Annotated in this window: 1 protein-coding gene; it reads left to right on the top strand. The window is 62.0% G+C overall.

The genetic code is table 11. The features are described 5' to 3' along the window. The first annotated feature begins 268 nt into the window (after positions 1 to 268). The gene (gene cysS, locus ACFMO5_RS05110) at positions 269 to 1,723 is read left to right on the top strand and encodes a cysteine--tRNA ligase (protein ID WP_376791678.1); all 1,455 of its coding nucleotides are present in this window, start codon (positions 269 to 271) and stop codon (positions 1,721 to 1,723) included. The last annotated feature ends 208 nt before the right edge of the window (positions 1,724 to 1,931 follow it).

Genomic DNA, 1,931 nt, shown 5'->3' on the forward strand with positions numbered 1-1,931 from the left:
CCTTCGGCGGCCCCCAGCCCCCGAAAGACCTTTTTCTCCCCCCTCCCCGTGGCCCTTTGGGCTGCGGGGAGGGGGGGAGAAAGAGGAGAGGGGCAGATGGCCTCCCGGCCTTATATTCGAAAAACTAAGCTTATGGAAAAGCACTACGAGCCAACGGTTCAGCCAAGATCGAAACAAGCACGCACGGGTGCCCTACTGCCTTCCCAGTTCTTCAAGCCGCAACGATCGCCGAACCGGATGACGAAGATCCATTGGAGGAGCGAAGCCGATGAGCCTTGTGATGTACAACTTCCTCACCCGTCAGAAAGAACCGTTCGTCCCGTTGCGCGAGGGTCAAGTCCGCATGTACGTATGCGGGCCGACCGTTTACGATCACGCCCATCTGGGCCACGCCAAGCTTTACGTCTCCATGGACGTGATCGTCCGCTACCTCCGATATCGCGGTTATAAGGTCCGCTATGTCCAGAACATCACCGACGTGGGACACCTGCTGGATACTGGGGAGGACCGCATCCTTAAGGGAGCAGCCCGGGAGCGCCTGGAGCCGATGGAGTTGGTGGAGAAATACATGCGCAGCTACTTTGAGGATATGGACGCGCTGGAGGTGGTGCGACCCGATATCTCCCCTCGAGCCTCGTGCCACATCCCTGAGATGATTGAGATGATCAGGGTGTTAATCGAAAAAGGCCACGCTTATGAGGTGAACGGCTCCGTTTATTTCTCAGTGGAATCCTGGCCGGAGTATGGGAAGCTCTCCGGCCGTCGCTTGGAGGAACAGGAGGAAGGGGTTCGCGTCCCGGTGCGGGAGGAGAAACGACACCCCGCTGACTTCGCTCTCTGGAAGCGGGCGGAGCCGGAGCATATCCTGCGCTGGCCCAGCCCATGGGGTTGGGGCTACCCGGGTTGGCACATCGAATGCTCCGTGATGTCCACGAAATACCTGGGGCAGCCTTTCGATATCCACGGTGGGGGCATCGACAACCTGTTCCCCCACAATGAGAGCGAGATCGCTCAGGCGGAGGCTGCCAATGGGGTGCCCTTCGCCCGCTACTGGCTGCTCACCGGCTCCCTGACCGTGAACGGCGTCAAGATGAGCAAGAGCCTGGGAAACGTGGTTCGCATCAAGGACGCCCTCCAGCGATACCGGCCCCAGGCAATCCGTCTGTTCATCCTCTCCAGCCATTACCGCTCGCCGATCGATTACAGCGAAGGGGCCATGGAGGCGGCGGAGAGGGGCTTGGATCGCCTGTGGAACACGGTGATTGAGGTGCGAGAGCGATTGGCACGGGGGGCAGCAACCGAGACGGCCGAACCGGAGGCCTTCATGGAGGAAATCCAGAAGGCCCGACGGGCATTCCTCGAGGCGATGGACGACGATTTCAGCACGCCGGAAGCCCTTTCGGCCCTCTTCGAATTCTCGAAGGCGGTCAACAGCCTGCTGTTCGGTGGAGCCACGGTAGGCCGTCCGATTCTGGAGGCCATCGATGCGGTCTATCGGGAGTTCGGCGGCCAGGTCCTGGGGTTGATCCCAGACGTGATCCGGCCGGACGTCCCATCGGATCTGGTAGCCGGGCTGGTGCAGCTGCTCATCGACATCCGGGCGGAAGCTCGCCGCCAACGCGACTTCGCCCGCGCGGATCAGATCCGCGACCGCCTCCGGGCGCTGGGGATCCTGCTGGAGGATCGCCCCGACGGCACCACCTGGCGGATGGCACGCTTATGACCATCGGGCGTCTATAAATGGGGCACCCCTTGTGGGTGCCCCTACCCTATCGGGCGACCATGCCCAACCGCAATTCCCTGGGGAAAAACCATCCACACGCGTTGAGGCGACTACGGCTTCATCCATTTTTGTTTTGAGGAATGGGACGGTGAGGGCCAACGGCCCCACCCCTCTGGATCCCCCTCCCCGGGGGGGGGGGGGGGGGGGG

It is taken from the genome of Thermoflexus sp. (genome assembly GCF_042408365.1).
Taxonomy (GTDB): Bacteria; Chloroflexota; Anaerolineae; order Thermoflexales; family Thermoflexaceae; genus Thermoflexus.

Coding starts and splice junctions, on each gene's coding strand:
- cysS (WP_376791678.1), top strand. CDS start 269: ATGAGCCTTGTGATGTACAACTTCCTCACCCGTCAGAAAGAACCGTTC.